General features: G+C 71.4%; 4 protein-coding genes, 1 pseudogene and 1 riboswitch. Of the genes and pseudogenes, 3 read left to right on the forward strand and 2 right to left on the reverse strand.

Translation table 11 applies throughout. The features are described 5' to 3' along the window. Both GWI24_RS40165 and GWI24_RS40170 read left to right on the forward strand, forming a co-directional pair. Positions 1-482, forward strand: a 482-nt coding sequence (locus GWI24_RS40165; RefSeq protein ID WP_210950967.1) for a hypothetical protein, incomplete at its 5' end; no start/stop codon positions are given. A gap of 264 nt (positions 483-746) precedes the next feature. Continuing rightward, the gene (locus GWI24_RS40170) at positions 747-953 is read left to right on the forward strand and encodes a DUF5999 family protein (RefSeq protein WP_037964925.1); all 207 of its coding nucleotides are present in this window, start codon (positions 747-749) and stop codon (positions 951-953) included. Between the two features lie 91 nt (positions 954-1044). Here GWI24_RS40170 and gcvP read toward each other — a convergent pair whose 3' ends face one another. Then, positions 1045-3960: an aminomethyl-transferring glycine dehydrogenase gene (gene gcvP / locus GWI24_RS40175; protein ID WP_210950968.1), complete on the reverse strand. Its 2916-nt coding sequence runs from the start codon at positions 3958-3960 to the stop codon at positions 1045-1047. Positions 3961-4151: 191 nt separating this feature from the next. After that, positions 4152-4249: riboswitch (glycine riboswitch) on the reverse strand. A gap of 146 nt (positions 4250-4395) precedes the next feature. Here gcvP and GWI24_RS40180 point away from each other — a divergent pair. Further along, complete coding sequence (locus tag GWI24_RS40180; RefSeq protein WP_020873604.1) at positions 4396-4713, forward strand: PRC-barrel domain-containing protein; 318 nt, start codon at positions 4396-4398, stop codon at positions 4711-4713. Here GWI24_RS40180 and GWI24_RS40185 read toward each other — a convergent pair. After that, positions 4703-5032, reverse strand: a pseudogene (locus tag GWI24_RS40185) (hypothetical protein); the annotation flags it as partial. The gene GWI24_RS40180 and the pseudogene GWI24_RS40185 sit on opposite strands and share 11 nt — an antisense overlap.

Here is a 5032-nt window from a genome sequence, read left to right on the forward strand (position 1 = left end):
CGCTCACCGGCCCCATCGAACCCGAACTCCCGCTCCCCGTCCATGTCCTGGACGACATCACCGCCCCCGACGGCCCGCCGCGCACCCGGCTCACCGGCTGGCGCTTCCTGATCCGCGACGGCGACCGTACGGTGGCCGCCGCCGAGGCGATGCTCACCGCCGACGGCTGGGCCTTCTCGCACTTCTCCGAGGGCCCCTATGTCAGCTCGGCCGAACTCGCCCTGAGCGAGGCCGAGTCGCTGCCCTCGGCGTTCCAGCCGCGGCTGCTGTCCATCCCCGAGCTCTATATGGTCACGCTCTGGCTGCACGGCGACCTGACCGCGGACGGCGCCGAAGGCGGCCTCGGCGCCGGGGACCTGCTGGTGCCGCTCGCCCCGGCCCCGCCCGGTATCGCGGCGCACCGGGCGCACCGCGCAACCGATCTGCTGCCCGTCCTCACCCACCGGCTGACCCGCGTCCCCTTGCTTGGCTCACCCGCCTGACCTGGGCCTTCATCAGGCCGGGAGCGCCCCGTGACCGCCGGGTCACGGGGCGCTCCGCAGCATCCTCGTAACAGTCCGGCCGCGATGAACCGTCCGGACGGGTGATGCGTCATTATCTAGCGAGACCGGTACCGCGAAATCCCTGCGGATTCCAGGCCGTAGGGCAACACTGGAGCAATCGACCGACTCAAACCACGGGGGGCGGCCATGAACGCCGCAGCGAGCCGCAGGACCTTCACCACTCCGCAGCGAAAGAACCCTGTCATGTGCCAGCATCAACCACCCTGCCCATCAGCCGACTCCGCCGACCGGGAGGCCGCCCATCTCGTGGCGCACCACCCGGAGCAGGGATGGAGCCTGCTGTGCAACGGCGTCCTGCTCTTCGAGGACACCGGTGAGCTGCTGCCGGACGGGCGCGTGATCGCACCGTGCCGACCGCTGGGTTCCGAGCACGTCGTCACCGCGGCCTGACAGCCGCCATCGACGGCACATACATATCAGGGGCCGGCCCGGCGCATCCGCCGAACCGGCCCCACTGACGCATTCGTCGGGCTGAGACCTCTCAGCCTTCGTAGGACTCCAGCGGCGGGCAGGAGCAGACGAGGTTACGGTCCCCGTAGGCCCCGTCGATACGCCGCACCGGCGGCCAGTACTTGTCGGCAGCCGAGACCCCGGCCGGGAAGACCGCTGCCTCCCGGGAGTACGAGTGGTCCCACTCCCCGGTCAGCGACGCCGCCGTGTGCGGGGCGTTCCGGAGCGGATTGTCCTCCTTGGCCCACTCGCCGGAGCCGACCTTCTCGATCTCGGCCCGGATGGCGATCATCGCCTGGCAGAACCGGTCCAGCTCCGCCAGATCCTCGCTCTCGGTCGGCTCGATCATCAGCGTCCCGGCCACCGGGAACGACATCGTCGGCGCGTGGAAGCCGTAGTCGATCAGGCGCTTGGCCACATCGTCCACGGTCACGCCGGTGGCCTTCGTCAGCGGACGCAGATCCACGATGCACTCATGCGCCACCAGGCCGCCGGGGCCGGTGTAGAGCACCGGGTAGTGCGGCTCGAGGCGCTTGGCGACGTAATTGGCGCCGAGCACCGCGACCTGGGTCGCGCGGCGCAGCCCCTCGGCGCCCATCAGCCGGATGTACGCCCAGGAGATCGGCAGGATCCCCGCGGAGCCCCACGGCGCGGCCGAGACCGGGCCGACGCCGGTGGCCGGTCCGGCGGCGGGCTGCAGCGGATGGTTGGGGAGGTAGGGCGCCAGATGCTCGCGCACCGCGATCGGGCCGACGCCGGGACCGCCGCCGCCGTGCGGGATGCAGAAGGTCTTGTGCAGGTTCAGATGCGAGACATCGCCGCCGAACCGGCCCGGCTCGGCGAGCCCGACCAGCGCGTTGAGGTTGGCGCCGTCCACGTAGACCTGGCCGCCCGCGTCGTGCACGGTCGCGCAGATCTCGGTGATGTGCTCCTCGAACACCCCGTGGGTGGAGGGGTAGGTGACCATCAGGACGGCCAGCTGGTCGCCGTACTGCTCGATCTTGGCGCGCAGGTCGTCGGTGTCCACCTCGCCGTCCTGGCCGGTCTTGACCACGACGACCTTCATGCCCGCCATCACGGCGCTGGCGGCGTTGGTGCCGTGCGCGGAGGACGGGATCAGGCAGACGGTGCGCTGGGTGTCCCCGTTGGCCCGGTGGTAGGCGCGCACCGCCAGCAGCCCGGCGAGCTCGCCCTGGGACCCGGCGTTCGGCTGCAGCGAGACCTTGTCATAGCCGGTGACCTCGGCCAGCCGCTCCTCCAGCTCACGGATCAGGGTCAGATAGCCCTGGGCCTGCTCGGCCGGTGCGAAGGGGTGCAGCGCGCCGAACTCGGGCCAGGTGACCGGCTCCATCTCGGTGGTCGCGTTGAGCTTCATGGTGCAGGAGCCCAGCGGGATCATGCCCCGGTCCAGGGCGTAGTCCCGGTCGGCCAGGCGCCGCAGATAGCGCAGCATCGCGGTCTCGGAGCGGTGCTGGTGGAAGACCGGGTGGGCCAGATAGCCGTCCTGGCGCAGCAGGGCCGCGGGCAGCGCGTCCGGCGCCGAGGCGTCCAGCTCGTCGATACCCGGAATCCCGGACGCGTCGCCGTTGCCGCCGTCCACCCCGAAGGCGGACCATACGGCGGCGAGCTGCGCACGGCCGGTGGTCTCGTCGCAGGCGATGCCGACGTGGTCGGCATCGGTCAGCCGGAGGTTGACCCCGGCCTCGCGGGCCGCGGCGACGACCTCGGCGGCCCGGCCCGGCACCCGCGCGGTGAGTGTGTCGAAGAACGCGCCGTGCACCACCTCGACACCGCCGGCCCGCAGCCCCTCGGCGAGCACTGAGGCGTAGCGGTGGGTGCGGCGGGCGATCGCCGCGAGCCCGTCCGGGCCGTGGTAGACGGCGTACATCCCGGCCATCACGGCCAGCAGCACCTGAGCGGTGCAGATGTTGCTGGTGGCCTTCTCCCGGCGGATGTGCTGCTCACGGGTCTGCAGCGCCAGCCGGTACGCCTTGTCGCCGTCGGCGTCCACCGAGACCCCGACCAGACGGCCGGGCAGGTTGCGGGCGTAGGCGTCGCGCACCGCCATGAAACCGGCGTGCGGCCCGCCGAAGCCCATCGGGACGCCGAACCGCTGGCTGCTGCCCACCGCGATGTCCGCGCCCAGCTCCCCGGGCGAGGTGAGCAGGGTGAGCGCGAGCAGATCGGCGGCGACGGTGACGACGGCGCCCAGCTCATGGGCGCGCTCGATGACCGGACGCGGATCGCGCACCACACCGGAGGCACCCGGGTACTGCAGCAGCACGCCGAAGATCCCGCGCTCGGCGATCTCGTCCGGGATGCCCCCGGCCAGGTCGGCGACGACGACCTCGACACCGGTCGGCTCGGCGCGGGTCCGTATGACCGCGATGGTCTGCGGCAGACAGTCGGCGTCGATCAGGAAGACGCCCTCCTTGACCTTGCCGACGCGCCGCGACAGCGCCATCGCCTCGGCGGCCGCGGTGGCCTCGTCCAGCAGCGAGGAACCGGCCGTGGGCAGCCCGGTCAGATCGGCGACGACGGTCTGGAAGTTCAGCAGCGCCTCGAGCCGGCCCTGGGAGATCTCCGGCTGGTAGGGCGTGTACGCGGTGTACCAGGCGGGGTTCTCCAGCACATTGCGCAGGATCACCGGCGGGGTGTGGGTGCCGTAGTAGCCGAGGCCGATCATCGACGGCAGCACCTGGTTGCGGTCGGCGAGCGCGCGCAGCTCGGCGAGGACCTCCGGCTCGCTGCGGGCCGGTGGCAGGGTGTCCAGCGCCTCAGTGCTCTTGATGACGTCCGGTACGGCGGCCTCGGTGAGCTCGTCCAGCGAGCCGAAGCCGACCTGGGCGAGCATCTTGGCCTGCGCCTCGCCGTCCGGGCCGATGTGGCGCTGCTCGAACGGAGTACCAGATTCCAAGTCGGAGAGTGCGATGCGATTGGCGGTCATCTGCGGGGGCCTCCTGGTCTGTGACGACCTACGAGGGGCACCGCGGCTCGGGTGCCCGGACGGCCTCCCCCTCTGTCATCTCAACCTGAGAGCTTCACCGGCCCACATACCGCTTGACCGGTTTTCACCGTCGGTGAGGAGGGGTTCCGGAACTCTGCTCGCCCGTGGCCCACCCTGCTTTCCAGAGTGACCTCACCCGCACGGTACGTGTGCCTGAGAGATTCCGGGGAGGGTTTGCTCCTTCGGCGCCTCCGACAGCGTCGGCGGAGGACTCTCCCGCACGGGGTCTGCAGCCACAGTCAGCGTACCAGCGGTTCTGCCACGGGGGACGATCGCGGGCGTTCGAGTGGCCGAGTGCGGCGATGTGGCTTTTTGTAGGTAGCAATGGGCACTTGCTACCTACTTGTCATCTGTTTGCCACCTGTGGGAGAGAGCGTGCAGACCGATATCGACCCGCGGACCCTGATCGGCCGCAAGGCATTCGACCGCGAGGGCGCCAAGATCGGCACCGTGGACGAGGTCTATCTCGACGACGCGACCGGCGAGCCCGAATGGGCGGCGGTACGCACCGGGCTGTTCAGCCGGGACGTCTTCGTGCCGCTCGAACCGAGCGAGGTCGTCGGCGACACCCTGCGGGTGCCGTACGACCGGTCCCTGATCAAGGACGCCCCGGACTTCGGGGTAGGCCGCCACCTCTCCCCCGAGCAGGAGCTTCAGCTCTACCACCACTACGGCCTGGACGTCACGGGCTGACCCGGCCCCCGGCCGGGCTCGGGCCCGGGCTCGGACCCACCACCGGACTCTGGGGCCTGCCCGTCCCGGCCCTCGGCCTCCTCTCCTCCGGGCCCGGGCCTGTGCCCTCACCCGGGTGCGGGGCCGAGGTCCCGCCCGGGGCCAGGTCCGAAGTCTCCTCCGGAGCCGGGTCGGCGGACGCCTCCGGGGCCGAGTCGGCGACTGCCTCCGAGGCCGGATCCGGGCCCTCGGACTCCTCCGCGTCCGCGTCCGGGCGCAGCAGCGGTAGCGGGTCGGCGGGCTGTAGCGCCGGGTCGTCCACGGGGAACGTCCGTACTCG

This window comes from Streptomyces sp. MK37H, assembly GCF_018035285.1.
Classification (GTDB): domain Bacteria; phylum Actinomycetota; class Actinomycetes; order Streptomycetales; family Streptomycetaceae; genus Streptomyces; species Streptomyces endocoffeicus.